The sequence below is a fragment of the Micromonospora sp. NBC_01655 genome, assembly GCF_026339755.1.
Lineage (GTDB): Bacteria > Actinomycetota > Actinomycetes > Mycobacteriales > Micromonosporaceae > Micromonospora.
This window is the reverse complement of sequence record NZ_JAPEQF010000001.1, coordinates 5,350,479-5,365,878: the sequence shown is the minus strand read 5'-3', so window position 1 is coordinate 5,365,878 and position 15,400 is coordinate 5,350,479. Positions and strand designations below refer to the sequence as shown.

The 15,400-nt window shown below is 75.2% G+C and carries 13 protein-coding genes; 9 read left to right on the top strand and 4 right to left on the bottom strand.

Going from position 1 to position 15,400, the window contains the following annotated elements:
* The first annotated feature begins 39 nt into the window (after nt 1-39).
* Both glgC and pgm read left to right on the top strand, forming a co-directional pair.
* On the top strand, nt 40-1,272 hold the full coding sequence (gene glgC / locus OOK41_RS24300) for a glucose-1-phosphate adenylyltransferase (protein ID WP_117669464.1): 1,233 nt from the start codon (nt 40-42) through the stop codon (nt 1,270-1,272).
* 66 nt (nt 1,273-1,338) lie between these two features.
* Nucleotides 1,339-2,982 carry a phosphoglucomutase (alpha-D-glucose-1,6-bisphosphate-dependent) gene (gene pgm / locus OOK41_RS24295; RefSeq protein ID WP_266266820.1) on the top strand — a complete coding sequence of 548 codons (1,644 nt, stop codon included), beginning with the start codon at nt 1,339-1,341 and terminating at the stop codon, nt 2,980-2,982.
* Here the strand turns inward: pgm and OOK41_RS24290 are convergent.
* Both OOK41_RS24290 and OOK41_RS24285 read right to left on the bottom strand, forming a co-directional pair.
* Nucleotides 2,969-3,739: an N-acetyltransferase gene (locus tag OOK41_RS24290; RefSeq protein WP_266266819.1), complete on the bottom strand. Its 771-nt coding sequence runs from the start codon at nt 3,737-3,739 to the stop codon at nt 2,969-2,971. The genes pgm and OOK41_RS24290 overlap by 14 nt on opposite strands.
* Complete coding sequence (locus OOK41_RS24285) at nt 3,724-4,368, bottom strand: sugar transferase (RefSeq protein WP_266266818.1); 645 nt, start codon at nt 4,366-4,368, stop codon at nt 3,724-3,726. The genes OOK41_RS24290 and OOK41_RS24285 overlap by 16 nt, the downstream gene beginning before the upstream one ends.
* Before the next feature lie 412 nt (nt 4,369-4,780).
* Between OOK41_RS24285 and OOK41_RS24280 the strand changes: the two genes are divergently transcribed.
* Together OOK41_RS24280 and OOK41_RS31970 are read left to right on the top strand one after the other, a co-directional pair.
* Nucleotides 4,781-5,311, top strand: coding sequence for an acyltransferase (locus OOK41_RS24280; protein WP_243639764.1), 531 nt, complete (start codon nt 4,781-4,783; stop codon nt 5,309-5,311).
* A 30-nt stretch (nt 5,312-5,341) separates the two neighbouring features.
* Complete coding sequence (locus tag OOK41_RS31970) at nt 5,342-6,046, top strand: acyltransferase (RefSeq protein WP_323136226.1); 705 nt, start codon at nt 5,342-5,344, stop codon at nt 6,044-6,046.
* On the opposite strand, the gene OOK41_RS24270 is transcribed toward OOK41_RS31970, so the two are convergent.
* A complete protein-coding gene (locus OOK41_RS24270; protein ID WP_266266817.1) occupies nt 5,932-7,221 on the bottom strand; it encodes a glycosyltransferase in 1,290 nt (429 codons plus the stop codon). The genes OOK41_RS31970 and OOK41_RS24270 overlap by 115 nt on opposite strands.
* 107 nt (nt 7,222-7,328) lie before the next feature.
* Between OOK41_RS24270 and OOK41_RS24265 the strand changes: the two genes are divergently transcribed.
* From OOK41_RS24265 to OOK41_RS24245, 5 genes are all read left to right on the top strand, one after another.
* A complete protein-coding gene (locus OOK41_RS24265; protein WP_266266816.1) occupies nt 7,329-8,456 on the top strand; it encodes a glycosyltransferase in 1,128 nt (375 codons plus the stop codon).
* 3 nt (nt 8,457-8,459) lie between these two features.
* On the top strand, nt 8,460-9,782 hold the full coding sequence (locus tag OOK41_RS24260; protein WP_266266815.1) for a glycosyltransferase: 1,323 nt from the start codon (nt 8,460-8,462) through the stop codon (nt 9,780-9,782).
* Between the two features lie 136 nt (nt 9,783-9,918).
* On the top strand, nt 9,919-10,863 hold the full coding sequence (locus tag OOK41_RS24255; protein WP_266266814.1) for an NAD-dependent epimerase/dehydratase family protein: 945 nt from the start codon (nt 9,919-9,921) through the stop codon (nt 10,861-10,863).
* Entirely contained in the window at nt 10,863-12,272 is a 1,410-nt protein-coding gene (locus OOK41_RS24250) for a lipopolysaccharide biosynthesis protein (protein ID WP_266266813.1), read from the top strand. The genes OOK41_RS24255 and OOK41_RS24250 overlap by 1 nt, the downstream gene beginning before the upstream one ends.
* Nucleotides 12,253-13,755, top strand: coding sequence for a glycosyltransferase (locus OOK41_RS24245; RefSeq protein ID WP_266266812.1), 1,503 nt, complete (start codon nt 12,253-12,255; stop codon nt 13,753-13,755). Before OOK41_RS24250 ends, OOK41_RS24245 begins: the two co-directional genes overlap by 20 nt.
* A gap of 72 nt (nt 13,756-13,827) precedes the next feature.
* Here the strand turns inward: OOK41_RS24245 and OOK41_RS24240 are convergent, their stop codons facing one another.
* A complete protein-coding gene (locus OOK41_RS24240) occupies nt 13,828-15,153 on the bottom strand; it encodes an O-antigen ligase (protein WP_266266811.1) in 1,326 nt (441 codons plus the stop codon).
* Between the last annotated feature and the right edge of the window lie 247 nt (nt 15,154-15,400).

Genomic DNA, 15,400 nt, shown 5'->3' with positions numbered 1-15,400 from the left:
CGAGTGGTGAAGTGGCACGCGGATCGCTAGCGTCTGTTCATGGCTGACAAGGTGCTCGCGATCGTCCTGGCCGGTGGGGAAGGCAAGCGCCTGATGCCACTCACCACGGACCGGGCGAAGCCGGCCGTCCCGTTCGGCGGGATGTACCGCATGGTCGACTTCGTCCTGTCCAACCTCGCCAACGCCGGCTTCATCAAAATCGTCGTGCTGACCCAGTACAAGTCCCACTCACTGGACCGGCACATCACCAAGACGTGGCGGATGTCGACCCTGCTCGGCAACTACGTCACGCCGGTGCCGGCGCAGCAGCGGCGCGGGCCGTGGTGGTTCGCCGGGTCGGCCGACGCGATCTACCAGAGCTTCAACCTGGTCCACGACGAGCAGCCGGACTACGTGATCGTCTTCGGCGCCGACCACATCTACCGGATGGACCCCCGGCAGATGGTGGACGACCACATCGCCTCGGGCGCCGGGGTGACCGTCGCGGGTATCCGCCAGCCGCTGTCGACGGCCGACCAGTTCGGGGTGATCGAGGTCGGCGAGGACGGCCGGCGCATCCGGGCGTTCCGCGAGAAGCCCACCGACGCGGCCGGGCTGCCCGACGCGCCGGACCAGATCTACGCCTCGATGGGCAACTACGTGTTCACCACGAAGGTCCTCCTGGAGGCCGTCGAGCGGGACGCGGAGGACAAGACCAGCAAGCACGACATGGGCGGCAGCATCATCCCGATGCTGGTCGAACGGGGCGAGGCGAACGTCTACGACTTCCGCGACAACGAGGTGCCCGGCAGCACCGACCGCGACCGTGGCTACTGGCGGGACGTGGGGACGCTCGACTCGTTCTACGACGCGCACATGGACCTGATCAACGTGCACCCGGTGTTCAACCTCTACAACTTCGACTGGCCCATCTACACCGAGCAGCCGCCGTACCCGCCGGCGAAGTTCGTCCACCAGTGGGGCGAGCGGGTCGGCCGGGCCGTGGCGTCGATGGTCTCGCCCGGCGCGGTGATCTCCGGCGGCCTGGTGGAGAACTCGATCGTCTCGCCGAAGGTGAAGGTGCACTCCTGGGCGCACGTCGACGGCGCGGTGCTGATGGAGGGGGTCGAGATCGGCCGGCACGCCGTGGTCCGCCGCGCCATCCTGGACAAGAACGTCGTCGTCCCCGAGGGGGCCGAGATCGGTGTCGACCTGGAGCGGGACCGGCAGCGCTACACGGTCTCCGACAACGGCATCGTGGTGATCGGCAAGGGCCAACGGGTCGAGCCCTGAGCCACGTGTGACCCCGGCGCTCGCCGGGAAAGAGTCAACGTCCGTCCCGTCCCTGGAGGTTGCGCAGTGGCCCACCCCCGTGCCGGTCAGCCCGCCGAGCCCGCCGACCTGGTCGACGTGCCCCGGCTGGTCACCGCCTACTACGCCGAGCACCCCGATCCGGACGATCCGGCGCAGCAGGTGTCCTTCGGCACCTCCGGGCACCGGGGGTCGAGCCTGCGCAACGCGTTCAACTCCGACCACATCCTCGCCGTCACCCAGGCGCTCTGCGACCACCGCCGGGAGCAGGGCCTCGACGGCCCGCTCTTCCTCGGCCGGGACACCCACGCGCTGTCCGCCCCGGCGGCCGTCGACGCGCTGGAGGTGCTCGCCGCCAACGGGGTCACCGTGCTGGTGGACAGCCGCGACGGCTACACCCCCACCCCGGCGGTGTCGCACGCCATCCTCGCCCACAACCGGGGCCGCACCTCCGGCCTGGCCGACGGCATCGTGATCACCCCGTCGCACAACCCGCCCGACGACGGCGGGTTCAAGTACAACCCGACCCACGGCGGGCCGGCCGACTCCGACGTCACGAAGTGGATCCAGGACCGGGCGAACGCGATCCTCGCCGCCGGGCTCAAGGAGGTGAGGCGGATCCCGTACGCGCGGGCCCGCGCCGCCGACACCACCGGTGAGTACGACTTCCTCGCCCGCTACGTCGACGACCTGCCCGCCGCGGTGGACCTCGACGCCGTCCGGGACGCCGGGGTGCGCGTCGGCGCCGACCCCCTCGGCGGGGCCAGCGTCGCCTACTGGGGGGAGATCGCGCAGCGGCACCGCCTCGACCTCACGGTGATCAACCCGACGGTCGACCCGACCTGGCGGTTCATGACGCTCGACGGCGACGGCAAGATCCGGATGGACTGCTCGTCGCCGAACGCGATGGCGTCGCTGATCGCCGCCCGCGCCGACTACCAGGTCTCCACCGGCAACGACGCCGACGCCGACCGGCACGGCATCGTCACCCCCGACGGCGGCCTGATGAACCCCAACCACTTCCTGGCGGTGGCGATCGGGCACCTGTTCCGCACCCGGTCGCAGTGGGGCCCGGCCGCCGCGGTCGGCAAGACCCTGGTCTCCTCCTCGATGATCGACCGGGTCGCCGGCGACCTGGGCCGGCCGTTGCTGGAGGTGCCGGTGGGGTTCAAGTGGTTCGTGCCGGGCCTGCTCGACGGGTCGGTCGGCTTCGGCGGCGAGGAGAGCGCCGGGGCGTCGTTCCTGCGCCGCGACGGGAGCACCTGGACCACCGACAAGGACGGCATCCTGCTCTGCCTGCTCGCCTCGGAGATCATCGCGACCACCGGCAAGACGCCCAGCCAGCACTGGACCGAGCTGGCCGAACGGTTCGGCGCCCCCGCGTACGCCCGGATCGACGCCCCGGCCAGCCGACAGGAGAAGGCGGTGCTGGCCAAGCTCTCCCCGGACGAGGTGACGGCGACCGAGCTGGCCGGCGAGCCGATCACCGCGACGCTGACCACCGCCCCGGGCAACGGCGCGGCGATCGGCGGGCTCAAGGTGACCACGGCCTCCGGCTGGTTCGCCGCCCGCCCCTCCGGCACCGAGGACGTCTACAAGATCTACGCCGAGTCCTTCCAGGGCCCCGACCACCTGGCCCAGATCCAGCAGGAGGCGCGGGAACTGGTCTCGGCGGTGCTCAGCCGGGCGTGACGGGCCGCAGCATCCTGGTGAACCGGGCGAAGCCGCCGGGGTCCAGCCCGTCCCGGACGGCCCAGGCCCGGGTGGCGCCGAGCGGCCCGGCGAGCGCCGTGGCGAGCCCGCCGGCCTCCGGGCCGGCGGGCACCCGCAGCGTCGGGCCGACCGCCCGGACGGTCACCGGGCCGGCGGCGGTGAACACCCGCAGGTCGCCGAAGCCGTAGGCGGCGCGGTGGGCGGCGAAGGCCGGCCAGTCGGCGAAGCGGAGTCCGGGGCCGGCTCCCACGGCGAGCGGCACCTCGGCCCAGGAGCTGTGCGACCGGCCGGCGAAGCCGAAGCGCCGGTACAGCCGGCGGGCGCCGACGTTGTCGCGCGACACGTCCAGGGCCAGCGCGGCGCACCGCAGCCGGCGGGCCAGCCGCAGGCCGTCGGCCAGCAGCGCGCCACCCAGGCCCGAGCCCCGCACCCCCTGGGCCACCGCGACCCCGTTGAGCAGCAACTGCCGACCGAGCCACCGCCAGTCCGCCACGGCCAGCACGTCGGCCCCGTCGCGCACGCAGCGCAGCAGGACGGTGCGGGCGCCGGCCGGCGGGGCCAGCGCGGCGGCCAGGAACGCGGCGTACCCGGGCGCGTGGTACGGCACCAGGCCCGCGCAGTCGGCCGGGATCGCCTCGGCCAGCAGCCGGGTGACCGAACCCAGTGCGGGGTCGGTGGGCCTGTCGAGGGCGGTGACCCCGACGGTGACCCCGGCGGCGGTCAGGAGGGCAGGCATGTGAGCTGCCGCTCCTGGTCGAAATCCAGCATGTGCGCGGACGGGTCGAGGACGACGCCGGTGCCCCGCAGCACCTTGCCGACTGTGCGGACCAGGATCCACAGGTCCAGCCGCAGCGACCACTCGTCGACGTAGCGGGTGTCCAGGGCGAGCCGGTCGTCCCAGCGGAGGGTGTTGCGTCCGCTGATCTGTTGCAGGCCGGTCAGCCCGGGCGGCATGAGGAAGCGGCGCCGTTCCTGGTCGGTGTACCACGGGTCGTAGCGGGGCAGCAGTGGTCGCGGGCCGACCAGGCTGAGGTCCCCGCGCAGGACGTTCCAGAGCTGGGGCAGCTCGTCGATGCTGAGCCGACGCAGGACGGGACCGACCCCCCGGCAGCGGACCCCGTCGGGCAGCAGGGCGCCGTCCGCGCCGCGCTCGTCGGACATCGTCCGCAGCTTGTAGATCCGGAACGGTCGCCCGTGCCGGCCGGTCCGAACCTGGCTGAAGAACACGGGCGAACCGAACTGGGCCAGCACGAGCAGCGCGGCGACCGCCACGACCGGCGTGGTGAGCACCAGCGCGGCCAGCACCAGCAGCACGTCGACGGCGCGCTTGACGCGCAGCCGGGCGGGCGAGGGCCGCCCGCTCACCGGACGGTGCCCGATCCCCGTGGTGTCGCCAGCTCCCGGTGAACGTTCACGTTCCGACCTCCAGGACTCGGGGGTGAACAGACCGAATCGTGTTTCTATCAGCCTTGGGAGGCTTTCATGTGATGTTTCCGATTTTTGCTCTCATGCCGGGTGCCGGTCCGGTATGCGCGGCGGGTTGTCGACCCCGGTGCGCCGGGCGGACGCGCGGGCGGCCGGGTCGTTGCGGGCCGCCGGGGCCAACCAGCGCCAGCACGCCGACCAGTGCCAACACGCCGGCGATCGCCAGCCGTGGGCCGCAGGTCGACCGGCCCGCGACGGTCACCTGGGGCGGGGAACGTCGTTGCAAGGTCGACGGGTCGGACGACGGCCGGCGTCGAGCGGACTCCGACGTCGGGAGGGGATGGTGGTGGGAATGCTCCGTGCGTTGTGGGCGTCGGTGCGGGACCGTCGGGCGGCGGCCCGCGACCCGGAGGGGTTCGCTAGGGCCATCGGCGTGGACCTGCGGGGCCGGGTCCGGTTCTACGGGATCAACCGGGCGATGTTCGGGTCCGAGCCGTGGCTGGTGTCCCTCGGCGACAACGTCTACATCACCGCCGGGGTGCAGTTCGTCACCCATGACGGCGGTACGCTCATCCTGCGCCGGGAGCATCCGGACCTGGAGTGGACGGCGCCGATCAGGGTGGGCGACGACGTGTACCTCGGGGTGCGCACGCTTGTCCTGCCCGGGGTGACGATCGGTGACCGGTGCGTGATCGGGGCCGGCTCGGTCGTCACCCGGGACATCCCCGCCAACAGCGTCGCCGTCGGCGCCCCCGCCCGGGTGGTGCGCACCGTCGACGAGTACCTGGACCGGATGCGGGCCAAGTCGCTGGGCTGCGGCCACCTACCCGCCCAGGAGAAGGCGGCGGCGATCCGGGAGATCTACGGTGTGCCGGCGCGCTGACCGGGCCGCCGCCGGGCGGGGGCGGGCCTGATGCGGCTGTCGGCCAGCCGTCCCGGCCCGGTCCTCGGCGGGCTGGCCCGTGCCCTCGACCGGCTCTGGACCCTCGGTTCCCGGGCCCGCCGGGCGGTGCGCGGCCTGGCGGTGGCCGGCCGGTTCGCCGCCCGGGGCGACGGCTTCGTCTTCGACCCGGACGGCGTCTACACGTACGAGACGATCGAGGTGGGCCGCAACGTCGACCTGGGACACCGGCCGGTCCTCATCGCCGCCCGGTCCCGGATCCGGATCGGGGACAACGTCATGTTCGGCCCGCAGGTCACGATCCGGGGCGGCAACCACCGGGTGGACCGGGTCGGCGTGCCGATGACCGCCGTGGGCAAGCAGCCCGGCGACGAGGCCCTGGACCGGGGCGTGACGATCGGCGACGACGTCTGGGTCGGCACCCGGGCCGTCATCCTGCACGGCGTGACGGTGGGCCGGGGCGCGGTGGTCGGGGCCGGTGCGGTGGTGACCCGTCCGGTGCCGCCGTACGCGATCGTCGCCGGCAATCCGGCGCGGGTGCTCCGGTTGCGCTGGCCGGTGGCGACGATCGCGGCGCACGAGCGCGCGCTCTACCCGCCCGGTCACCGGCTGACGCCGGACGAACTTGCCGCGCTGGCGGAGCTCGCCGGTGCTCCGTCGGCGGTGGACCCCGGGCCGGCGACGAACGCGCTGACGACCGGGGCCCACAACCGGTAGTCGAAGGACCCGGCCCGTTCCCGGGCGGCCCGGCTCATCGCCCACCAGGCGGCGTCGTCGAGGGCCAGGGCGCGGACCAGCCCGTCCCGGACGTCGTCGGCCGTGGGCCCGGCGAGCACCAGCCCCTCCCGGCCGTCCACGACGTACCGTCCCAGGTCGCTGGTGGAGTTCAGCAGCACCGGGCACCCGGCGGCGAGGCTCTCCGGCACCTTGGAGGGGAAGCCCGCCTGCGCGTACCCGGCCAGGGGCCGGACCAGCACGGAGAAGTGCGACCGGCGCAGCTCCTCAAGCACCCGGTCGCGGGGCACCCGGCCGAGGAAGGTGACCCGGTCGGCCAGCTCCGTCAGCAGGCCCTCGTCGAGGTCCGACAGGCTCGCGGCCCGGTCCCGGTCGAAGCCGGCGATCACCAGGCGGACCCGGTCCCGCTCGGCCCGGGGCAACCCCCGCATGCCCGCCAGCACCACCGACAGCAGGTCCTTCGGCCCGGCCGAGCCGGCGTAGAGCAGCCGGACCCCCTCGGCGATCGGGGGCGGCGCCGGCGCGGGGTGCTCGGCGAGGTCGACCTGCGGCGGCACGACCAGGGTCGGCCGGCCGCGCCGGACGAAGTGCCCGGCGATCGTCTCGGACACGGCGATCACCCGGTCGGCGAGCCGGCCGGCGAGGAACAGGCCCCACCGGTGCCGCAGGAAGTAGGGGGCGAGCCGGCCCCGGGGGAACTGCTCCGGGTCGTGGCGTTCCAGCACGTCCACCGTCACCCGGCAGCGTGTCGCGGATCGCAGCACCGCCCAGGTGGTGAGGTTCCACAGGCTCAGCGGCAGGTAGACGCCGGTCAGGTCGCGGGGCCGCACGCCGGCGCGCCGCAGCGCGGCCAGCATCCGCAGGGGCCGGGCGCGCCAGCGCAGCCAGCGCGTCAGCGGCCCGTGGGCGCCCCCGCCGATGGAGATCAGCCGTACGCCCGGCGGCAGGGGCGGGTCGGCGGGCGGCCGGGTCCCGTCGGCCGGCCAGTCGTTGACCACGAGGGTGGGCGTGCCGGGCGGGGTGGCGGCCCGGGCGAGCTGGAGCAGCCGATTGGACATCGCGTCGCCGTGCGGGAACCGGAAGGCGGCCAGCGCGAGCAGCCGTGGCGGCGCGGCACCGGGCGGCGGAGCGACGTCCTCTTCAGATGATGTCGGCATATTCCTGTCTTCGCGTGTCTGTAACTTGTGTCCCATAGGTCGGTTTAGTGTAGGCACTCCGGCGGCGCAGGGCCCGCCTCTTGCCTGGCGCGTCGATAGGAGCGGAAGTGGATCTGAGCACTGACCTCGCCGGTGCCGAGCGCGCGGGGCCCGGGACCCGTACCCGGCCCGTCGTCGTGCAGCACTCGGCCGGGACGCCGGGCGCCAACGGGCCGCTCACCGCCGTCGAACGGGTGCTCGGCTCCCGGCTGGCCGACCGGTACGACTTCGTCCGGATGCACCAGAGCAGCGGCAACGGCGCGCTCAACGTCGGCCTGCTGCGGGACTGGGTCGCCCTGCTGCGCCGGGTCCGCCCCGACCTGGTGCACGTACGCGGCCTGCAGAACGAGGGGTTCCACGGCGTCCTCGCCGCCCGGCTGGCCGGCTGCCGGCGGGTCCTGGTCACCGTGCACGGGACCGTGCGGGACCTGCGGCGGGTCGACCGCCCGGTGCGCCGCGCGCTGCTGGTGCGCGGCGCCGAGCCGCTGACCCTGCGGGCGGCCAGCCACGTCGCGACCGTCTGCGAGTACGCCGCCGGCCGGGACTTCCTGCGCGGCTGCGCGGACCGGTTCCTCGGCGTCATCCCGAACGGGGTGCCGGTGCCGGCCCGGCCCGAGGCGGCCCGGGACCGGGTCCGCGCCGACCTCGGGCTGTGCCCCGACGACCTGGCGATGATCGTGGTGGCCCGGCTGACCTGGGAGAAGGGCTTCGGTGTGCTGGCCGAGGCGCTGCGTCGGCTGCCGCCGGCCCCGGTCCGACCGGTGCTGCTGGTGGCCGGCGACGGCCCGGCCCGCGGCGACGTCGAGGCGGCCCTGCGGGCGGCCGGCACGGCGCGGGTACGGCTGCTCGGCAACCGCGCAGACGTGCCGGACCTGCTCTGCGCCGCCGACCTGTTCGTCTTCCCCACGCTGCACGAGAACCTGTCCAACGCCCTGCTGGAGGCGATGGCCCACGGGCTGCCGGTGGTGGCCTCGGCGGTGGGCGGCAACGTGGAGGTGCTGCGCGACGGCGGCGGGCGGTTGGTGCCGGCCGGCGACCCGACGGCGTTGGCCGACGCGCTCGCCGCGCTGCTGGGCGACGCCGGGACCCGGGCGCGGCTCGGCGCGCGGGCCCGGCGCACGGTCGTCGACCGGTACAGCCTGGACGCGATGCTCGGGGGGCTGGACTCGGCGTACCAGCGGATCCTGGCGGGCTGAGCGGTGCCGGCCGGCGACGCGGGTGACCGGGAGGCCCGGCCCGGGCAGCCGCCACGGATCGTCCTGCTCGGCTTCACGCTGTCCGACGAGGCGCTGGACCGGGCGATGGCCGGGGACGCCATCCACGCCACCCAGACCCACGCTTTCGCCTGGGGGGTGGTGAAGGCGTTGCGCGGCGCCGGCTGCCCGGTCCGGCTGCTGTCCGCCGCCCCGGTCTCCACCTACCCCCGCAACCCCCGGATCCGGTACCGGGCCGCCCGGTTCCGCCACGACGGGGTGGACGGGCAACTCCTCGGCTTCGTCAACCTGCTCGGCCTCAAGCACCTCACCCGGTTCGTCGCGGCCTGCCGGCGGGGCTCCCGGATGCTGCGGGAACAGCCCGCCGACGTGCTGCTGGTCCACGGGGTGCACACGCCGTTCCTCTGGGCCGGCGTGCTGCTGGGCCGGCTGCGCGGGGTCCGGGTCGTGCCGGTGCTGACCGACCCGCCGGGGGTGCCGCTGCCACACGAGGGCCGGCTGGTCCGGCTGCTGCGGTCCGTGGACGTCGCGTTGGTCCGGGCCGCGCTGCGCCGGTGCGCCGGCGTCGTCGCCCTGACCGGTCGGCTCGCCGAGGACTTCGCGCCCGGCCGTCCCTGGCTGGTGCTGGAGGGGATCTGCAACCCGCCGGTCGGGGTCCGGCCCCGGGTCGCCGTCGCCGCCGCCCGGCAGATCGGGTACGCGGGCGGGCTCAGCCGCGCCTACGGCGTGGACCGTCTGGTCGAGGCGTTCCACGGGCTGCCGGCGCCGGACCTGCGGCTGGGCGTCTTCGGCCGGGGCGAACTGGAGGGGTGGCTGCACGAGCAGGCGGCGCTCGACCCTCGGGTCGAGCCACCGCGGCTGCTGGACCGCGGCGACCTGGCCCGGTGGCTCGCCGGGGCAGCGGTGCTGGTCAATCCCCGGCCGGTCGACCAGCACTTCGTGCCGTACTCGTTCCCGTCCAAGCTCATCGAGTACCTCTCGGCGGGGGTGCCGGTGGTGACCACCCGGCTGCCCGGCATACCCGCCGACTACGACCCGCACCTGGTGTACGCCGACGACGACAGCGCCGCCGGTCTCCGGGACGCGATCCGGCGCGTGCTGGAACTGCCCCCGGCGGCGGCCGCCGCGCTCGGCGCGGCGGGGCGGACCTTCGTCGCCGAGACCCGGAGCCCGGCCGCGCAGGGCCGCCGGCTGCGGGCGTTCCTCGGCGCGCTCGGCCCCACGGGCGGCCGGATCGACGCCGGCGGCCACCGGGGCGGGCCCGCCGGCAGCCGACCGGCGGGCGCGGGACAGAGCGGCAGCCGCTGACCGTGCCCGCCCGGCGCGGGTGACGACCGCCGGCTGTCCCTTTTGCAGTAACTTGCCGGATCGGCGGTCGTTGTTCAGCGGGTGGCCCGGCTACGCGCCGGCCGCTCGGGGAGACCGACCAGTGGTGGGGGAGACCGTGAAGGTAGTGGTGACCGGCGGCGCGGGTTTCATCGGCGCCAACCTGGTTCGGGCGCTGTGCGAGGTACCGCAGGTGACCGAGGTGGTGGTGGTCGACGACCTCTCCACCGGCGCGGTGGAGAACCTGCTCGACGTGCCGGTCCGGCTGGCGCGGGGCACCGTCCTCGACCCGGACCTGCTCGACGGCGCCTTCGTGGGCGCGCAGAGCGTGGTGCACCTGGGCGCGCTGGGCTCGGTGCCCCGCTCCATCGACCGGCCGCTGCCCAGCCACCACGCCAACGCCACCGGCACCCTGATGGTGCTGGAGGCCGCCCGGCGGCACGGGGTGCCCCAGGTCGTCCTCGCGTCGTCCTCGTCGGTGTACGGGACGAACCCCGTCCTGCCCCGCCGGGAGACGCTGCGGCCGATGCCGGTCAGCCCGTACGCCGTGTCCAAGCTGGCCGCCGAGGCGTACGCCCTGGCCTACGCGTCCTGCTACGGGCTGTCCGTGCTGCCGTTCCGCTTCTTCAACGTCTTCGGCCCCCGGCAGGCGGCGCACCACACGTACGCCGCCGTGGTGCCGCAGTTCGTCGCCGCCGCGCTCGCCGGCCGGCCGCTGCGGGTGCACGGCGACGGCCGGCAGACCCGCGACTTCACCTACGTGGGCAGCGTGACGGCGGTGATCGTGGAGGCGGTGCTGCGCCGGGTGGCGGCGCCGGACGCCGTCAACCTGGCGTTCGGGGCCCGGGTGTCGCTGCTCGACCTCGTCGCCGAGCTGGGGGACGTGCTCGGCCGCCGGCTGCCGGTGGTGCACGAGCCGCCCCGCCCCGGCGACGTGCGCGACTCGCAGGCCGACTGCGGCCGGCTTCGGGAGCTGTTCCCCACGGCGCGCCCGGTGCCGCTGCGCGTCGGTCTGGAGGAGACCGTGGCCTGGATGGCCGGCCACGTGCTCGCCGAACACTAGTGCCGAACGTCCCGGCCGGACTCGCCGAGCGGAAGAGCCCCCCGCCCGGGGCCCACCGGCGCGCGCCCGACCGCACCCGCCGGCTCGTCACCGGGGTCTGCACCGCCGTGCTCGGCCGGCTGGCCGGGTTCGTGGTCCCGATCGTGCTGGTCCCGGTGACGCTGCCCTACCTCGGCATCGACCTGTACGGCCTCTGGATGGCCGTGGCCGCGCTCGCCGGGATGGCGGCCTTCGCCGACCTCGGCCTGGGCAGTGGACTGATGACCAAGCTGGCGCCCTGCCAGGCGGCCGGCGACCACGAACTGGCCCGCCGCTACGTCTCCAGCGCCTACCTGGCGCTGTCCCTGCTGGCGGTCACCCTCTGCGGCGCGCTCTGGCTGCTCGCCGACGCGGTGCCCTGGGCGTCGCTGTTCAACGCCACCGGCCAGGTCGCGCCCGGGCAGGCGAGGGCGATCGCCCTGATCTGCCTCACCGCGTTCGTGCTCAACGTGCCGCTGTCGCTGATCGTCCGGGTCCAGTACGCGTACCAGCAGGTCGGTCGGAGCAACCTCTGGCAGGCCGGGGCGGGCCTGGTCGGGCTGCTGGTGGTGCTCGGCATCGTCCGGGCCGGGCTGCCGCCGGTGGCGATCATCGCGGCCTCGGCCGCCGCGCCGCTGCTGGTCAACCTGCTCAACAGCCTCTGGTTCTTCTGGCGCGACGGCTCCCGGATCCGCCCCCGGCTGCGCTACGTCGACCCGCGCGCCGCCCGGGAACTGCTGAGCCTCAGCGGGCTGTTCTTCGTGGTGACCGTGGTGACGTCCGTCGCGACCAGCGTGGACACCCTGATCGTCGCCCACGCCCTCGGGCTGTCCGCCGTCGCCGCCTACGTGGTGCCGGCGAAGCTGCTCGGCCAGCTCGGCCAGCTCGTGGTGCTGGTGAACGTGCCGCTCTGGCCGGCCAACGGGGACGCCCTGGCCCGGGGCCAACTGGCCTGGGTGCGGCGGATCACCCGCCGGATGACCGTCGTCTCGGTGCTGGCCACCCTGCTGCCCACGGTCGTCCTGGCGGTCGCCGGGGAGCGGATCCTCGACGCCTGGCTGCCGGTGCCGATCGGGGGCGACCCGTGGCTGCTGGCCGGGCTGGGCGCCTGGTGGGTGGTGCAGGCGGCGCTCTCGCCGCGGTTCATGGTGCAGAACGCCGCCGGCGTGGTCACCCCGCAACTGGTCGGCTGGGCGGCGTTCGCCGTCCTGTCGCTGGTCGGCAAGTGGTACGCCGCCTCCTGGTTCGGGCTCCGGGCGGTCCCCTGGGTCGCGGTGGCCGGGTTCGCGCTCGCCGTCGTCCCCGCCGCCCTGTACGGCTACCGCAAGGCGCTGCGCCGGGCTGCGCGTCCGGCGCCGGAATGGAGATCCGATGGACAACTGGTGGGCTGAGGAGCATCCCCGGGTGCTGGTCGTCGGCGCGGCGGTGTTCGGCCGCGCCTCGGGCACCGGGATCACCCTGTCCAACCTCTTCGCCGGCTGGCCGGGGCAGCGGCTGGCCCAGCTCTACGCCGAGGACCGGGAACCCGCCACGGACGTCTGCCAGCGGTTCCTGCGGCTCGACCCGCGCTGCGCGCCCGTGGAGTACCACCTCTACCGCTGGCGGGCCCGGACCATCCGGGGGACGTCGTCGGGCGTGCCGGACCGGTCGGGCGTGGGCGGGGCGGGGGCCGGTGGGGCGGGCGTCGAGCCGGGGTCGCTGCGCGCCCGGATGCGGGCCGAGTTGCGGGCGGGCGTCGAGCCGGGGTCGCTGCGCGCCCGGATGCGGGCCGAGTTGCGGGCGGGCGTCGAGCCGGGGTCGCTGCGCGCCCGGATGCGGGCCGAGTTGCGGGCGTTCGTCGACCTCAGCCCGCTGCGGGTGCCGGCCGGGGCGCGCCGGTGGATGCGGGAGCAGCGCCCGCAGGTGGTGTACGCGACGCTGGGCAGCATCCGGCAGATGCGGCTGGCCGTGCTGGCGGCCCGGGAGTGCGGGGTGCCGCTGGTGCCGCACTTCATGGACGACTGGCCCAGCACCCTGTACACCGACCGGCAGACGCTCGGCGTCGCCCGGCGCGCGCTGCTCGCCGAGGTCCGGGAGGTGATCCGGCACTCGTCGTACGGCCTGGGGATCAGCGAGCCGATGGCGCGGGAGTACCAGCGCCGCTACGGGCTGGCCTTCGCGGCCTTCGGCAACTGCGTCGACCCGGCGGACTTCGCCGGCCGGCCGGGCCCGGCCCGCCCGGCCACCGACGGCGCGGTGCTGGACCTCGTCTACGTCGGCGGGCTGCACCTGGACCGCTGGCGGTCGCTGCGCCGGGTCGGCGAGGCCCTCGGCCGGCTCGCCGCCGACGGCCTGCGGGCCCGGCTGACCGTGCACGCGCCCGCGCAGGATCTGGACCGGTACGGCGAGCGGCTCGGGCTGCCCGGCGTCCGGCTGGGCCGGTCGCTGGCCAGCGACGAGGTCGCCGGGGTGCTGCGCCGCGCCGACGTGCTGGTGCACGTCGAGTCGTTCGCCGAGGAGCACTGCCACTTCACCCGGTACTCGCTGTCCACCAAGATCCCCCAGTATCTCGCCGCCGGTCGGCCGGTGCTGGGCTTCGGTCCGGCGGAACTGGCCTCGATGGCCCACCTGGACGCGGCCGGTGCCGGTGCCGTGGTCGGCGTGGACGATCCCGCCCGGCTGGCCCGGGAGGTCGCCCGGCTCTGCGCGGATCCCGCGCTGCGCGAGCGGCTGGGCCGGCAGGGGCTGGACTTCGCCGTCCGCCACCACCGGGCGGACCAGGTGGCCGCCCGGTTCGCCAAGACCCTGGCGCGGGCCGCCCGGGGGCCGGTCGGTCCCGCGCCGCAGCCCCGGCGCGACCCGGCCGGGCTGGCCCCGGGCGCCGAACGCGGCTGAGCGTTCGCGTCCCCCGATCCCGTCGGCCGGGGCGCGGGCCGGGCGGTGCCCGACGGCGGGTTCCGCCCGGGCTCACCCGCTGGCGGGCACCTCGGCTCTCGGTTGTCGTCCCGCGGTGGAGGCCTGCGGCGGCGCCGGGGCGCGGAGCGTGGGCAGCACGGTCAGCATGGCCAGGGCCAGCCAGGCGGCCGGCGACGCCTCCCACTGGCCGGTGAGCCAGATCGGCAGCATCAGCGCGGCGAAGCCGCAGACCAGCAGGCGGCCGACCGGCGCCGCGCGGGCGGTCGTCACCAGGGCGGCGGTGATCGTGCCGAAGTAGAGCAGCACGCCGATCAGCCCCAGGTCGTTGCCGACGGTCAACAGCAGGTTGTGCGGGCCGACGCCGTACGGGTTGGTCGCGATGAGCACTCCCGGCCCGGAGCCGATGAGCGGGTGCTCCGACCAGGTGGTGATGGCGTAGGGCCAGAGCCACAGCCGCCCGGAGATGTCGCCGGTGGCCCGGCCGTACATGCTGTCGAGCCAGGTCATCGTCCAGTCCGGGGTCCTGCCGAGCGGCACCAGGAAGAGGAGCCCGGGCCCGAGCAGGCCGAGGACGAGTACCGTCGGCCGGGGCCAGAACCGGGCCGCCAGCAGGGCGGCCAGGCCGAGCAGCACCCCGATCGCGGCGCCCCGGGAGCCGGTAAGCAGCATGGCCCAGAGCAGCAGCGCAGCGGCGGCCAGCGGCACCAGGCGCCACCGCCGGTGACGTGCCAGGGCGACGGTCACGAGCGCGGCGACCACGATCCCGGCGGCCAGCGTGTAGGCGGTGAGATTCACCTCCCGGCCCTCGACGCCGAACCGGTGGGCCACGTCGAGCACCTGTCCCCGCGAGCGGAGGTCCTCGGCCGCCCCGGTGACCACCTCCTGGGCGACGAACACGCACCCGGCGAGGAACGTCCCGCCCACCAGCAGCAGGTCCCGCCGGGTGCGCAGCACGTGCCGGCAGGCCACGAAGAGCAGGCAGACCGTCGCGTACCGGTAGGCCCCCATCACGGTGAGGTCCGGCCGGTCCGACCAGAGGTTGGTGTTGTACGCCCAGCCCGCGGTCGCCGCCGCCAGGGCATCCGCCCAGCGCGGCCGGGGCAGCCGGCCGCTGAGCAGCAGCGCCGCCACGGCCAGGGGGGCCAGCCAGTTGAACGACCACCAGGGCGGGCGGGCCGCCCAGAACGCGATCCAGCAGAGCAGGGCGACGCTGGGCAGGCCGCTCGGCCACGCGCGGAGCAGCCACGTGCCGGGTTGGCCCGCCGCCCGCCGCTGCCCCCGGCCGAACGGGACCGGGCCCGGCGGACGGTCCGCCGCCTGCGGCTGCCGTCCGGTGGCGGGGATGCGCGGGCCGAGTCGAGGTGGTGAGGTGGTCATCGGCGGGCGGACCGCCCCCGGGCGGCCACGGTCGGGCCCGCGCCGGCCGGGTGGCACCGGTCCGGCTGCGGTGGTCGAACTGGTGGCATGGTGCTCCTTACGCTGTCGGACCGCGCCGCCGCCCCGGTCGACTACTCCGCTGTGGAGCGTGACGTGACCTGGCGGGTCCGCATGGTCCGCGCCCTTTGTACCAGTTGCGACGCGACAAGGTGGGCGAATCGGGGGAACCGCCAGTGGTGGATGAGAC

Excerpts from the sequence above, each read along its gene's own strand:
- OOK41_RS24290 (WP_266266819.1), bottom strand. The coding sequence starts at position 3,739 with ATGCCTGCCCTCCTGACCGCCGCCGGGGTCACCGTCGGGGTCACCGCC.
- OOK41_RS24270 (WP_266266817.1), bottom strand. The coding sequence starts at position 7,221 with ATGCCGACATCATCTGAAGAGGACGTCGCTCCGCCGCCCGGTGCCGCG.
- OOK41_RS24280 (WP_243639764.1), top strand. The coding sequence starts at position 4,781 with ATGCTCCGTGCGTTGTGGGCGTCGGTGCGGGACCGTCGGGCGGCGGCC.
- glgC (WP_117669464.1), top strand. The coding sequence starts at position 40 with ATGGCTGACAAGGTGCTCGCGATCGTCCTGGCCGGTGGGGAAGGCAAG.
- OOK41_RS31970 (WP_323136226.1), top strand. The coding sequence starts at position 5,342 with ATGCGGCTGTCGGCCAGCCGTCCCGGCCCGGTCCTCGGCGGGCTGGCC.
- OOK41_RS24245 (WP_266266812.1), top strand. The coding sequence starts at position 12,253 with ATGGACAACTGGTGGGCTGAGGAGCATCCCCGGGTGCTGGTCGTCGGC.
- OOK41_RS24240 (WP_266266811.1), bottom strand. The coding sequence starts at position 15,153 with ATGACCACCTCACCACCTCGACTCGGCCCGCGCATCCCCGCCACCGGA.